We start from the raw sequence: 11,853 nt of genomic DNA, 5'->3' as shown, positions 1-11,853 counted from the left end.
TGCGGTTGCGCTAATCAGTTGGCTTCAATAGTCAAGCGGCGAGTCGACATGCATGCTCTGCGCCGCCGTTCCCGTCCCTCCCACGACTTGCTTCAAAACTTCCAAGTCCAGAACAACGGGGCCACTTTCTAAGCCGGCTTCGTTCGGCTGATCCATGGGCTGGGAATTTTCCATGCTGGACTCCTGATGTTGATACGCAAGTCTATGCCAGCAGCGTCATGCCAGCCGTCTTGGCCGCACCCACGTCGAAGGTCATCGCGCGTTCGCAGCCTGCAGCATTGGCAACGCGCTCGATGAGGCAGTCGGCAAAGTCGGCATCGCCCGCGCGGTAGACCCGCATGTCGATGTCACTTTCACCCGCCGCACTCCGTATGGGAAGACAAGGACCCTCGCCTTTGCGCTGGGTCCGCCACTTCCAAGGGAGCTGCGATGAATAGACATGAACGGTACCGGGCCAGGAGCTTGCGGGCCGCTGCTGCAGGCGTTTTACTGAGCGTTGGCCTGGCCGCGCACGCTACGGATTTCACCCTCGGCTTCGGCGCTGGCGCCGATCGCGGCAAGACCGATTGCGTGGACGGCTTTGCCTGCGACCACAGCAGCGCCCACGGCAAGCTGTTCCTGAACTACCGGCTGGACGAGGCCTGGGACCTGCAGGCGCTGGGCTTTGCCGGCAGCCGCTTCAAGGGCGGCGACACGACCGACGACGGCACCACTTTTGGTGGCAGCTTCCGCGTCGACGCGCTGGGGCTGGCCGCGGGTTACCGGGTGCCGCTGGCGCCGGACTGGTGGCTGCGCGGGCAGCTGGGCGTGGCGGCGGTGCGCACGCGGTTCAGCTACGCAGCGCCGTTCGAGGGCGATGTGAGCAAGACGCAGGCGCAGCCGCTGGCGGGCCTGAGCGCCGGCTACGCCATTGCGCCCGGCTGGCTGCTCTCGCTGGACTACGACTTCACCCGCTTCAAGGTGCACAGCACCCGCGGTTCGCTGCACCTGCTGGGCCTGAGCGCCCAGATGGCCTTCTGATGCCGAGGAACCCCATGTTCGACACGCTCCGCCTCGCGCTCATCATCGCCCACGCGCTGCGCCGCTTCGCCGCAGCCAGCGCCAGCCTGCTGCTGGCCAGCTTCTTCGCGCTGTTCCTCGCCGCCTGCGGCGGCAGCGCGGACGCGCCACCGCCCGGCTCCAGCCCGGCCGGCGGCCCGCAGCCACCCCAGATCACGCAGCAGCCAGCCGACCTGAGCGTGACCGCCGGCCAGCCCGCCAGCTTCACCGTCGCCGCCACCGGCAGCGACCCGCTGAGCTACCAGTGGCAGCGCGACGGCAGCGACATCGTGGGGGCGACCTCTGCAACGTATTCACTCGCGACCACCGCGACCACCGACACCGGCGCGGTCTTCCGTGCGGTCGTCAGCAACGTCGCCGGCAGCGCCACCAGCAACAACGCCGCGCTGACCGTGACCGGCGTGCCGCCGGTGCTGACGATCACGCAGCAACCCGCCGATGCCAGCGTGGTCGCCGGCAGTTCGGCCAGCTTCACGGTCGGCGCCACCTGCAGCAGCGGCACTTTGGGGGTTCAATGGGAACGCGCCAGCGGATCGGGCTTTGCCGCCATCGCGGGTGCAACGGCGCTGACCTACACCTTCACGAGCGCCACGGCAGACAACGGCGCGCAGTTCCGCACCACGCTGGATTGCAGTGGCCAGTCGGCGACAGCCAGCAATGCCGCCACGCTCAGCGTCGGCACTGCCGGCGGCATCACCGTGGGCCTCTTGAACATCGCCAATCGGGCCGCCCAGGCCGGGGTCAGTCAATTGCGCGGCGTCGACGCCCTGCCTGATGGACCGACCGTCTACACCAGCGCCAACAACATCATCAAACTGTCGGCCGACCGGGCCAGCATCACCGTGGTGGCGGGCACCCAGGGCACGCCCGGGAGTACCGACGGGCCGGGCGCGACGGCATTGTTCAGCACCCCGACCAGCATCGTGCACGATGCATCAGGCGCACTGTGGGTCCTCGACACCGGCAATTCGGCGGTTCGTCGCATCGCGACCGACGGCACGGTGACCACCGTCGCCCGTGGATTGACCAGCCCTTCCGCGATGGCGCTCGGGCCGGATGGCAACTTCTACATTTCGGTCCAGGGCTTCATCGTTCGCATGACACCCGCCGGCGTCGTTTCGAACTATGCGGGTTCGGGCAACTACGGATACCTCGATGGACCTGCGGCGACCGCCGACATCGGCGACGTCCGTGGCATGGCGATCGCGGCAAACGGGGACCTGTATTTCAGCCAATGGAGTTCGAGCGTGGTCCGGCGCGTGGAGCGCAGCGGCAACGTCGCCGGCAATGTCGAGACCGTCGCCGGCATTCGCAATGACACCACGGTGCCCGGTGTCGATGGCGTTGGCATCGCGGCCGGCATTCCGGGGCCGACAGGCCTCGCGATCTCGGGCACCAAGCTGTATGTGCGGGACACCAGCCTGATCCGCGCCATTGACCTCGGCACGTTTGCGGTGACCACCTTCAGCGGCAACCGGACCGGCCCGCTGAGGCTCAAGGACGGCCCGGCAGCAGAGTCGAACTTCGATGCGCCGGCCAACGGTGGAGCCAATGTGCTGGTTGCGCTGCCCGCGGGCGGATTCATGCTCGGCGACGGGCTGGCCATCCGCACATCCGATGCCGCAGGCACCATCACGACCATTGCGAGTTCTTTCAACCAGATCATCGCCCCGGGTGGCACAGCCGTGACCGACAAGCTGCCGTTCGCCGCAGGCAACCTCCCCGTCAGCCTCGCGGTCGACGGCCAGCACCGCGTCGTCGTCGGCACCGACCTGGGGATGTTCGTGCGTCGCATCGACACCGCGGGCAACCTGGAGATCCTGGCTGGCAACCCGGCTTCCGACGACAACTTCCCGGCGGACGGTGTCGGCAACGCGGCAGCGTTGAGAACGCCCGGCACATCGATCGCGGCAGCACCTGACGGGACCGTCTACTTCTCGGATTACCTCAGCGTGCGTCGCGTCGCGTTGGACAAGACGGTGAAGACCATCGCCGGGGGCTACTACCTGGATTCAACTACCGACATTGACGGACCGACGGGGACATCGCGTCTGTTAGGCGTTCCGTCCAGCATGACGATCGGCATCGACGGCAGCGTCTTTTTCTCCATCGGTCGCACAACCATCCGTCGCGTCGATGCGGCCGGCAACACCACCACGGTCGCCGGCCGGGATGGCACCACCACTTCGGTCGACGGCCCATTGGCCACTGCGACGTTCACAGGCGTGGGCGCCATGGTGACCGCGCCGGACGGCACGATGTACGTCGCCGACGGGCCGGTGATCCGCAAGATCACCCCGGCCGGCATCGTCTCCACGCTGCACAGCGCCGCGCTGGTGAAGGCCATGGCGCTGGACCCTTCGACCGGGTTGCTGTACGTCACGCTGGTGCAAGGTGACGGCATCTCGGTCGTGGACCCGGTCGCCGACACGGCCCACGTGTTGATCCGCTCGGGCAGTGCCCTTGTGACGGGCAATGTCGAACCGCGCGTGGGCGCGGTGCGGACACTGGCGATGCTGGGACCCAAACAGATCGTGATCTGCACCGACATCGACGTGCTGGCGGTGGTCACGCTGCCTTGATGCGGGCGGGCGGCCTACACTGGGTTCAACCCAAGCCGCCGCACGCCCCCATGACCGACCCGCTGGACCTCGACCGCTACAGCCTGCAGATCCTCTCCGAGCTGCAGCGGGACGCGCGCCAGACGGTGCAGCAGCTGTCCGAGGCGGTGGGCCTGTCGGCCACGCCCTGCTGGAAGCGCGTCAAGGACATGGAAGCCGCGGGCGTGATCCGCGGCTACACCGCGCTGGTGGACCGCGAGAAGGTCGGGCTGAAACTGGCCGTCATCGTCGAAGCCAACCTGAGCCAGCACAACGAGGACCTGGTGGCCCGCTTCGAGCAGGCGGTGGCGGCCAGTCCGCAGATCGTGCGCTGCCTGTCCACCACCGGCCAGGCCGACTACCTGCTCACCGTGCTGGTCGAAGACATAAAACACTACGAGCAGTTCCTGCACGACACCATCTTCAAGCTGCCCGGCGTCACGCATGTGCGCTCCAGCATCGTGCTCAAGGAAATCAAGTCCGAGGTGCGGCTGCCGGTGGGCGACCCGGCCAGCCCGGCCGCCACGCGCCCTGCACGTGTGCAGCGCAGCAAGGGCTGAGCTTCAGCCCGGCTGCGGCCCGTCGTAGCCTTCGATGATGATCACGTCCGCCGTCGACACCGGCTTGCGCAGCGCCAGCGCCCGCTGGTACTCCGGCGATTCCCAGCAGGCCAAGGCCTGCTCGTAGCTCGCGAACTCGATCACAACGTTGCGTGCCCGGTTGGCCCCCTCCACGCAGGCAAACTGCCCGCCCCGCACCAGGAAGCGCCCGCCATACTTGGCAAACGCCTCGGCATTCGCGGCCACGTAGTCCTTGTACTTTTCCGGATCCGCCACGTCCACGTGCGCGATCCAATATCCCTTGGGCATGCGACTGTCTCCCTGTTGGCTGGCAATGTTGCGGTCCAATTCTAGGAAGCCGCTGCAACACCTTCGGGCTGCAGGCCCACCGCCTGCGCCCAGCGCAGGTCGCCCGGCAACTCGCGCGGGCCTACCAGCAGGTGCAGCACACGCCGCCGGCTGGTGCCGCGGGACTTGGACGACGCGTGCAGCAGCAGCGGGCGCATCAGCAGCGCGTCGCCTTGCCGTGCCAGGCAGCGCTGCACCGGCCCTGCGCGCTTCAGCGCTGCCGCCCGCTCTGGCGTCTGCCGGCCCAGCCGGTGCGTGCCGGGCAGCACTTCCAGCGGCCCGTCGTCATCGCCGCAGTCGTCCAGGTGCAGGCGCACAGCCAGCATCTGTGCCAGCAGCGCGTCCGGCGGCTGCACAAAGCATTCGCCCTGTTTGGTCGACCAGCCTCCCCAGCCGGGCAGCTCGGCCGGCGGCCCCACGACCGGAATGCTCAGGTCCTGGTGCACGCTGACCAGCCAGTTGCAGCCGGCCGACTTCTCGAACAAGGTGGCCTGCACCACCACAGGGTCGGCCGGCAAGCAGCGCGCCAACCCGTCATCGCCCAGCAATCGCGGCACCAAGGCACGGCAGGCGGGTTGAGAAAGCAGGCGCCTTGACCCCGCGGTGCCATCCGCCGCTTCGCCTACAGCCGCACGCAGCGATTCAAGTTCGCCGCTGCCCAGCCAGCCTCGCTGCCAGGCCAGGCCCTGCTCGTGCAGGCTGCGCAACAGCTCGGTCGCGCCTGTGTTGTTGTCTGTCGGGTCGTCCGTCATGCTGGCCATCCTACGGTCCACGCAAGGTGCAAGGGAACTTGGCCCGGACATAATCGGTCGCACCCCAGTGGGCGGTTTGTGCCCAGGAGAAGCCGTTTGCCCTTGCCTTTGCTCATGCCCGACGCTGCCATTTCCTGCCGCCCAGCCAAGGCTGCGGTCTCGCGCGCGGCTGCCTGCGGGCTGTTGATGCTGGCAGTGGCCGGGGGGCTGGCGGGCTGTGAGACGGTGATTCCGCGCAAGACTTCGGTCTACCAGAACGAGCAGTTCAAGTCGGACGAGACGTTTTCGCGGCTGTTCGACGCCGAGCCGGACGACACCTGCGAAGCGGCGCGCCGTGCGCTGCTGAGCCAGGGGTATGTGATCAATACGCTGAAGCCGGACCTGGTCAACGGCAGCAAGCGCTTCCAGCCCGAGGGCGAGGTGCACGTCGAGATCTCGTTCACCGTGGTCTGCACGCCGGAAGGCCGTTCGGGCAAGGTGTCGACCGCCTATGTCAGCGCCATGCAGGATCGCTACGCGCTGAAGAAGAGTGCCAATTCGGCCAGCCTGGGGCTGCCGGCGCTGGGCTCGCTGTCCATTCCACTGTCGGCCAGCGACGACTCACTGGTCAAGGTGGCCAGCGAGACGATTCCCGCCGGCCAGTTCTACGACCGCTTTTTCACGCTGATGCACCGCTACCTGCGGGAGTCGGTGGGCGACAGCCGGCAGCAGCAGCGCGCCACCACGGCTGCCCTGGTGCCGCAACCCCTGCCCACCCCGCCGCTGCCGGCCGCAGCCGCCTCGGTGCCTGCCGCCGCTGGACCCGCCGCCACAGCGGCATCCGCCCCCGGCGCCACGGACCACTGAGCCGTCCGGTCAAGCGGCGGCCGGCGCCACCGCGCCGGCCGCGCGTCTCGCAGCCAACCAACCAACACCAGGAAGATCGCCGGCCGCAGCCGTGGCCGTTCGGAAAGGCGTGACAGCTTGGGCATCTGCCGACGGCTGCGCAAAACCATCGCACGCGCGGAACCGTCAAGTCCGCACCGGAAGCGCCGAAGACATGCAGCGATGCAAGCTTTCTTGCGCCCGCCTGCCCACCAGGCGACCTTCCCGGACGATCCAGATGTTCAGACCTTCAAAGGCCGCCGCCACGACCCACGCGACTCGCCTTCCCCGCAGTGCCGCGGCGCTGGCCTGCAGCCTGCTGCTGGCCGCCGCGCAGCCGGCGCGTGCCGAGCTGCAGCCGCTGTCGGAAGCCGCGCTGCGCGCGCAGGCTGCCCAGGCCACCCTGCCACCGGTGTTGGAAGCCTTGTGGCAGCGCCTGCAGCAGCAAGCCCAGGTCAGCACGCTGAGCGCCGAAAGCTTTGCCGCGGACCTGGCCGCACACGGCCTGCCGGCTGGCTTGCCCGCGGCGCTGTACGACGGCCGCCCCGTCACCCGCATGACGCTGCAGGGCGAGCCCTTCACCCTCGGCATGGACGCCGGTGCGCTGCTCGGCGCCCCCGCCCAGCCCGGTGCCGCCTCCATGGGCAGGATCAGCTTCAACAACCTCGACGCCCGCGGCACCACGCTGTGGACGTGGGGCCATTGAGACCCATGCCGTGAAGCCTTTTCCACGATCTCCCAGCCTGGCAGCCTGGCTGATCCTGATGGTGATGAGCTCGGTGCTGCTGGCCCTGGCCGGCACCACGGTGCTGATCGACCGCTTTGCGCGCAAGCACGCTGAAGAGCGGGCCCACCAACACCTGGACCAGGTGGCCGACAAGTTCCGAGATGCACTGGACCACGGCATGGCCCGCCAGGTCGCCGCGGTGCAACTGCTGGCAGAGTTGCCTGCCTTGCTGCGGGCCGACGACCCGGCGCACGCCCGCGCCGCGCTGGATGCCATGCGCCACCGCGAGCCGGAAATTGCCTGGATCGGCCTGGCCGCTGCCGATGGCAAGGTGCTGGCAGCCAACGACGGCCTGCTCGAAGGCGCGGACGTCTCCAAGCGCCCCTGGTTCCAGGGCGGCAAGTCCACATTGTTCCTGGGCGATGTGCACGCTGCCGTGCTGCTGGCCAAGCTGCTGCCGCAAGCGCCCGAGCCCTGGCGTTTCGTCGACATCTCGCTGCCGGTCGCCGCGAACCCCGGCTCGGTGCTGGGCGTGCACCTGAGCTGGACCTGGGCCGCGGCGCTCAAGCGCGACCTGCTGGACCCGACCCTGCGCAACGACGGTGCCCAGGCCTTTGTGCTGGACCGCCAGGGCGCGGTGCTGCTGGGCCCGCCGGACGTGAAGGCGCCCGACGGTGCGGCAGCGGACCAGTTCACCGCCGTCTCGCCCAGCCGCGGCCACGGCGGCTTCAGCGGCCTGGGCTGGCAGGTGGTGGTGCAACAGCCACGCGAAGTCGCGATGGCCGACTACCTGCTGCTGCGCCGCCAGCTGATGGGCGTGGCCGGCGCGGTGCTGCTGCTGTTCGTGCCGCTGGCCTGGGCGCTGGCACGCAAGCTGGCCCGGCCGCTCACGGTGCTGGCAGACAGCATCGGCCAGAACCAGCACCTCGGCGACCGCCCGCTGCCACGGCTGGCCGGCTTCGCCGAAGCCGAGGTGCTGTCCACCGCGCTGAACGAGCTGGTCGAGCGCCAGCGCGAGCACAACAACACCTTGCAGGAGCTCAATGCCTCGCTGGACCAGCGTGTGCGCGACCGCACCGCGGCACTGAACCTGGCGCTGCAGGGTGAAGCGCTGAACCTGCAGCGCATGCAGAACATCGCCAACAGCGTGCCGGCGCAGATCGCGCATTTCGATGCCGATGGCCACTGCCTGTTCGCCAACCAGGCCGCCCTGCGCCTGGCGGGCCTGCCACCCGAGCGCAGCGGCATGCTGCGCCTGGTCGACCTGCTCGGCGACCCGGTGCCACCCGCGCTGCTGCCCATGGCCAGCAGCGCCACCACGCTGCCGCAGACGCTGCGCGTCCAGCATGCCCGCGTGGTCGGCGACGACACCTGGCACAGCGAGGTGCACTGGCTGCCAGACGGCGAACACGGCGTCGGCGCCGCCGGCGGCCGTCCCGGCCACTACCTGGTCAGCTTCGATGTCAGCCAGCTGAAGGAAGTCGAACTGAGGCTGCAGCAGCTTTCCCGTGCCGACGCGCTCACCGGCCTGCCCAATCGCCGCCAGTTCGACGAACACATGCGCGCCTCGCTGGCCCGCGAACGCCGCACCGGCCGCGGCCTGGGCGTGGTCTACCTGGACCTGGACCATTTCAAGCGCATCAACGACACCCTGGGCCACGCCGGTGGCGACGAAGTGCTGAAGACCTTCGCCCAGCGCGTGGGCAGCGTGATCCGCGCCACCGACCTGCTGGCCCGCGTCGGCGGCGACGAATTCGTGCTCGTCTGCGAAGGCGTGGCCAACCCCGAGCAGATGCAGGTGCTGGCCGACAAGGTGCTCACCGCAGTTCGCGCCCCGCTGCGGCTGCAGAACCAGCAAGTGCTGCTCAGCACCAGCATGGGCTCGGCCCTGATGCAAGACGGCGAAAGCGTGGACCACCTGCTGGCCCGCGCCGACGCCGCGCTCTACCGCGCCAAGCAGGCCGGCCGCAACGGCCACCAGTTCGCGGCCGCCGACGAACCCGTCACGCCCACCGCCCCGCCGGTGGCGCAATGGGCCGCGACGCAGGTGATGACGCTGGCAGCCTGAAGCCTGTTCAGCGCGCCAGCTGCGGCAACCGCAGCTCGCTCAAGCGCCAGTCGGCAAAGCCTTGGCGCGCCAGCACGAAGGCCGTGGCCTGCTCGCGCGGCGTGCCGGGCTTGAGGGCATAGGCAACGAAGCGGTCGGCGCCTTCGCGTTCGGTCTGCCACTGCAGGCGCTCGCCTGCGGGCGGTGGCGCGGTGCCATCTGGCGACGAGGCCGAGGGCTTGCGGTGATGCAGCGAAGGCAGCAGCTTGCCGTCCTGCATCGCACGCATCACGGTCTCGGGGCGGACAAAGGCGTCGATGGCCTTGTCGGCGACGAACATGCCCAGCAGGCCGCCAATGGCCGAACCGACATTGTTGCCATCCGAGCCGCCCATCTGGTCGGCCAGCAGCGTCGAGACCTGGCCTTTCAGGCTTTCGCGCAAGCGCGGGTAGTCGACATGCGCATTGAAGCTGGCCGCATCACCGGACTTGGCGGCAGACTGCATCTGCCACAGCGTGAGCCAGGGCGATTCGTACCAGTAGACGGCCAGCGCGGCGGCAAACACCAGCGCCAGCGCGGCCCAGGTCTTGGTCTTCATGTCCAGGCCTGTTCCCTGCGAGCGCTCAGCGCCGCCCGCCACGGTTGCCACCACCACCACCGCCGCCGCCCCCACGGGCCTGCCACAGCGGCTTCTTGCCCTTGAGCTGGCGCTCGATGCCGTCGTTCAGCTCGCTGCGCAGCGCCACCACCTCTTCCAGGTGGCCGTAGATGCCGGGGAAGCGCAGGTCCAGCCACAGCCACAGCGTGCAGGCGCGCAGCGTCTGCTCCATGCGGTCCAGCCGGCTGAAGCCGTCGACCTGGCCGAGGAAGTCCGGCCGGCCGGCCTGGCCGGTGCGGGCGTGTTGCCAGGCCCAGCCGAAGAACTCCTGCACCAGCGATTCGGTGCGCGTGTCCACGGGCGCCTGGGCGTAGATGAAGCGCTCCTTCAGGCTCAGCGTGCCGGCGTTGTGGTCCAGCTCGGCGGCCAGCGCCAGCATCTGCTCCAGCTCGGCCACCTGGAAGTGCGCGTTGTCCAGCTCCAGCTGGGCCATGAACACGCTCAGCACCTCGTGCAGCTTCTGCTTGCCCAGGCGCTGCGAGATGGTGCTGACGTGCCACCAGTTCGGCGCCACCGGTGCCTTGAAGTGCAGCGGCGCACGCGGCGTGCGGGGCAGCAGTTCCTTCAGCGAACGCGCCGCACCCGGCTCGGCTTCGTGCAGCACACCGGTGAAGCCTTCTTCGTGGATGCCGTAGCGGCCCGCGCGGCCGGCGATCTGGTGCACCTCGGACTCGCTGAGCACCCGGTCGCCCACGCCATCGAACTTGGTCATGGTGGAGAACAGCACGCGGCGGATCGGCAGGTTCAGGCCCATGCCGATCGCGTCCGTTGCCACCAGGATGTGCGACTCGCCAGTGGCGAAGCGCTCGGCCTCGCGGCGCCGCACCTCGGGCGGCAGCGCGCCGTAGATCACCGAGACCGGGTGGCCGTTGGCGCCGATCTGGTCGCGCAGCATCAGCACCTCGCGGCGGCTGAAGGCCACCACCGCATCGCCCTTCTTCAGCGCCGGAATCGGCACCGGTGCCTTCAGCAGCTCCACGTGCTGCTTGCGCTCGAACTGCCGGATGACCGGGCTCTCTCCGCACAGGCCCAGCAGGCTCTCGATGGCCGGCACCGCATAGGCCGAGCAGATGATGATCAGCTCTCGCGCCGGCACGCCGACGATGGCCTGGGTCCAGGCCCAGCCGCGCGAGGCGTCGAAGATCATCTGCGCTTCGTCGATCACGGCCACGTCCACCGCGTCGCGCGTGCCGACCATCTCGATGGTGCTGGAGACCACGCGCGCGCCGTTGGCCGGCACGTTTTCCTCGCCGGTGAGCAGCGAGCACGGCACGCCGCGCGCCACCAAGCGGTCGCGCCCTTCGAGCGCCAACAGGCGCAGCGGCGCGAGGTAGGCGCCGTCCAGCGCACCGGCCAGGCGCTCGAAGGCCGAGTAGGTCTTGCCGCTGTTGGGCGGGCCCACATAGAGCGAAACCTTGCGCTTCAGTTGCCGGGCCAGCGCGAAGCTGTCCGGGTAGCCCTGGAAGCCCAGCTCGCGGTTCAGGCCGACCAGCGTCTGCTGCTCATTGACCTGGTGTTCCCAGCGGTCCTGCGCACGGGTGCAGGCGGCCATCAACTCCTCAGGCCCTTGCGGGCGCGAGCATTCGGCCTGCAGCCGGGCCACCAGCGAGCCCATGCTGCGGCTGTCGCAGAGGTCGCTGCGCTCGGCCAGCGCGTCCAGGTGGCGGGCCAGCGCTTCGGCATGCGGCCAGGGCGCGGCCGGCCCGAGCGAACCCAGCAGCGCGCGCTCGTCGCCATTGCGGAAAAAAGACCACACCGGCTCGGCCGGCAATGGCGCCAGGTAGGCCACCTGCAGTGCCGTGCCATCGGGCCAGGTGTCGCTCTTCAGCGGCAGTGGCTGGCGCATCAGCCGCTCCCAGCCACTGCCCTGGCGGTGAATGCCCAGCACATCCAGCGCCGCGCTGCGCTCGATCAGCACCGCGCGCATTTCCTTGCCGGCACCGACCTCGTCCAGGTGGCGCAGCGCCGAGTCGATCAGCTCCGGCGCAATCCAGCGGCTGGGCCGGTGGCCAGGCACCGCCTTCTGCAGCTTGATCAGGCCCAGCGTCTCCAGGTGGTTTTCCAGCCCGGGCGCGTCTTCCGGCAGGTAGTCCGTCGGCTTGACCACCTGCGGCAGGTTGTAGGCCGCTTGCCGCACCCGCTCCATCGCCTCTGGCGTGACGTGTTCCGGCACGCGGTCCACGTGATGGCGCTGGGGCAGCCGGAGGGAAACGGGGATGGAATCAGGCATGCAGGAAG

General features: G+C 69.1%; 12 protein-coding genes. 6 read left to right on the top strand and 6 right to left on the bottom strand.

Annotation, left to right across the window (positions count from 1 at the left end; all coding sequences use genetic code 11):
* Positions 1-24 precede the first annotated feature (24 nt).
* The gene (locus tag LRH25_RS10140; RefSeq protein ID WP_170201071.1) at positions 25-174 is read right to left on the bottom strand and encodes a hypothetical protein; all 150 of its coding nucleotides are present in this window, start codon (positions 172-174) and stop codon (positions 25-27) included.
* 28 nt (positions 175-202) lie between these two features.
* Positions 203-340: a PIN domain-containing protein gene (locus tag LRH25_RS10135; RefSeq protein ID WP_211361566.1), complete on the bottom strand. Its 138-nt coding sequence runs from the start codon at positions 338-340 to the stop codon at positions 203-205.
* Positions 341-429: 89 nt separating this feature from the next.
* On the opposite strand from LRH25_RS10135, the gene LRH25_RS10130 reads away from it, so the two are divergent.
* Genes LRH25_RS10130 through LRH25_RS10120 form a run of 3 tightly spaced genes read left to right on the top strand, consistent with a single transcriptional unit; the run spans position 430 to position 4,219 of the window.
* Positions 430-1,020 (top strand): outer membrane beta-barrel protein, encoded by a 591-nt coding sequence (locus LRH25_RS10130; RefSeq protein ID WP_231011085.1) that lies wholly within the window; start codon positions 430-432, stop codon positions 1,018-1,020.
* Between the two features lie 14 nt (positions 1,021-1,034).
* On the top strand, positions 1,035-3,641 hold the full coding sequence (locus tag LRH25_RS10125; RefSeq protein ID WP_231011084.1) for an NHL repeat-containing protein: 2,607 nt from the start codon (positions 1,035-1,037) through the stop codon (positions 3,639-3,641).
* A gap of 50 nt (positions 3,642-3,691) precedes the next feature.
* On the top strand, positions 3,692-4,219 hold the full coding sequence (locus LRH25_RS10120) for an Lrp/AsnC family transcriptional regulator (RefSeq protein WP_141290291.1): 528 nt from the start codon (positions 3,692-3,694) through the stop codon (positions 4,217-4,219).
* 3 nt (positions 4,220-4,222) lie between these two features.
* On the opposite strand, the gene LRH25_RS10115 is transcribed toward LRH25_RS10120, so the two are convergent.
* Positions 4,223-4,528 (bottom strand): DUF1330 domain-containing protein, encoded by a 306-nt coding sequence (locus LRH25_RS10115; RefSeq protein WP_141290290.1) that lies wholly within the window; start codon positions 4,526-4,528, stop codon positions 4,223-4,225.
* Positions 4,529-4,569: 41 nt separating this feature from the next.
* Positions 4,570-5,319, bottom strand: coding sequence for a phytanoyl-CoA dioxygenase family protein (locus tag LRH25_RS10110; protein WP_231011083.1), 750 nt, complete (start codon positions 5,317-5,319; stop codon positions 4,570-4,572).
* Positions 5,320-5,433: 114 nt separating this feature from the next.
* Here LRH25_RS10110 and LRH25_RS10105 point away from each other — a divergent pair, with 114 nt between their 5' ends.
* The 3 genes from LRH25_RS10105 to LRH25_RS33060 all read left to right on the top strand — a co-directional run bounded on the left by LRH25_RS10105 (position 5,434) and on the right by LRH25_RS33060 (position 8,978).
* Positions 5,434-6,165: a DUF2242 domain-containing protein gene (locus LRH25_RS10105; protein WP_231011082.1), complete on the top strand. Its 732-nt coding sequence runs from the start codon at positions 5,434-5,436 to the stop codon at positions 6,163-6,165.
* Positions 6,166-6,421: 256 nt separating this feature from the next.
* Positions 6,422-6,889, top strand: a complete 468-nt coding sequence (locus LRH25_RS10100) for a hypothetical protein (protein WP_231011081.1) — start codon at positions 6,422-6,424, stop codon at positions 6,887-6,889.
* A gap of 10 nt (positions 6,890-6,899) precedes the next feature.
* The gene (locus tag LRH25_RS33060) at positions 6,900-8,978 is read left to right on the top strand and encodes a diguanylate cyclase domain-containing protein (protein WP_231011080.1); all 2,079 of its coding nucleotides are present in this window, start codon (positions 6,900-6,902) and stop codon (positions 8,976-8,978) included.
* A 7-nt stretch (positions 8,979-8,985) separates the two neighbouring features.
* Here the strand turns inward: LRH25_RS33060 and LRH25_RS10090 are convergent, their stop codons facing one another.
* Positions 8,986-9,555: a DUF2939 domain-containing protein gene (locus tag LRH25_RS10090; RefSeq protein WP_231011079.1), complete on the bottom strand. Its 570-nt coding sequence runs from the start codon at positions 9,553-9,555 to the stop codon at positions 8,986-8,988.
* A gap of 25 nt (positions 9,556-9,580) precedes the next feature.
* A complete protein-coding gene (locus tag LRH25_RS10085) occupies positions 9,581-11,845 on the bottom strand; it encodes a helicase-related protein (protein ID WP_231011078.1) in 2,265 nt (754 codons plus the stop codon).
* Positions 11,846-11,853 lie beyond the last annotated feature (8 nt).

This window comes from Ideonella azotifigens, from assembly GCF_021043325.1.
Taxonomy (GTDB): domain Bacteria; phylum Pseudomonadota; class Gammaproteobacteria; order Burkholderiales; family Burkholderiaceae_C; genus Ideonella; species Ideonella azotifigens.
Note: the sequence above shows the minus strand (reverse complement) of the source record. Positions and strands in the feature narration are given on the sequence as shown.

Excerpts from the sequence above, each read along its gene's own strand:
- LRH25_RS10125 (WP_231011084.1), top strand. The coding sequence starts at position 1,035 with ATGTTCGACACGCTCCGCCTCGCGCTCATCATCGCCCACGCGCTGCGC.
- LRH25_RS10120 (WP_141290291.1), top strand. The coding sequence starts at position 3,692 with ATGACCGACCCGCTGGACCTCGACCGCTACAGCCTGCAGATCCTCTCC.
- LRH25_RS10090 (WP_231011079.1), bottom strand. The coding sequence starts at position 9,555 with ATGAAGACCAAGACCTGGGCCGCGCTGGCGCTGGTGTTTGCCGCCGCG.
- LRH25_RS10100 (WP_231011081.1), top strand. The coding sequence starts at position 6,422 with ATGTTCAGACCTTCAAAGGCCGCCGCCACGACCCACGCGACTCGCCTT.
- LRH25_RS10110 (WP_231011083.1), bottom strand. The coding sequence starts at position 5,319 with ATGACGGACGACCCGACAGACAACAACACAGGCGCGACCGAGCTGTTG.
- LRH25_RS10105 (WP_231011082.1), top strand. The coding sequence starts at position 5,434 with ATGCCCGACGCTGCCATTTCCTGCCGCCCAGCCAAGGCTGCGGTCTCG.
- LRH25_RS10130 (WP_231011085.1), top strand. The coding sequence starts at position 430 with ATGAATAGACATGAACGGTACCGGGCCAGGAGCTTGCGGGCCGCTGCT.
- LRH25_RS10085 (WP_231011078.1), bottom strand. The coding sequence starts at position 11,845 with ATGCCTGATTCCATCCCCGTTTCCCTCCGGCTGCCCCAGCGCCATCAC.
- LRH25_RS10115 (WP_141290290.1), bottom strand. The coding sequence starts at position 4,528 with ATGCCCAAGGGATATTGGATCGCGCACGTGGACGTGGCGGATCCGGAA.
- LRH25_RS10140 (WP_170201071.1), bottom strand. The coding sequence starts at position 174 with ATGGAAAATTCCCAGCCCATGGATCAGCCGAACGAAGCCGGCTTAGAA.
- LRH25_RS10135 (WP_211361566.1), bottom strand. The coding sequence starts at position 340 with ATGCGGGTCTACCGCGCGGGCGATGCCGACTTTGCCGACTGCCTCATC.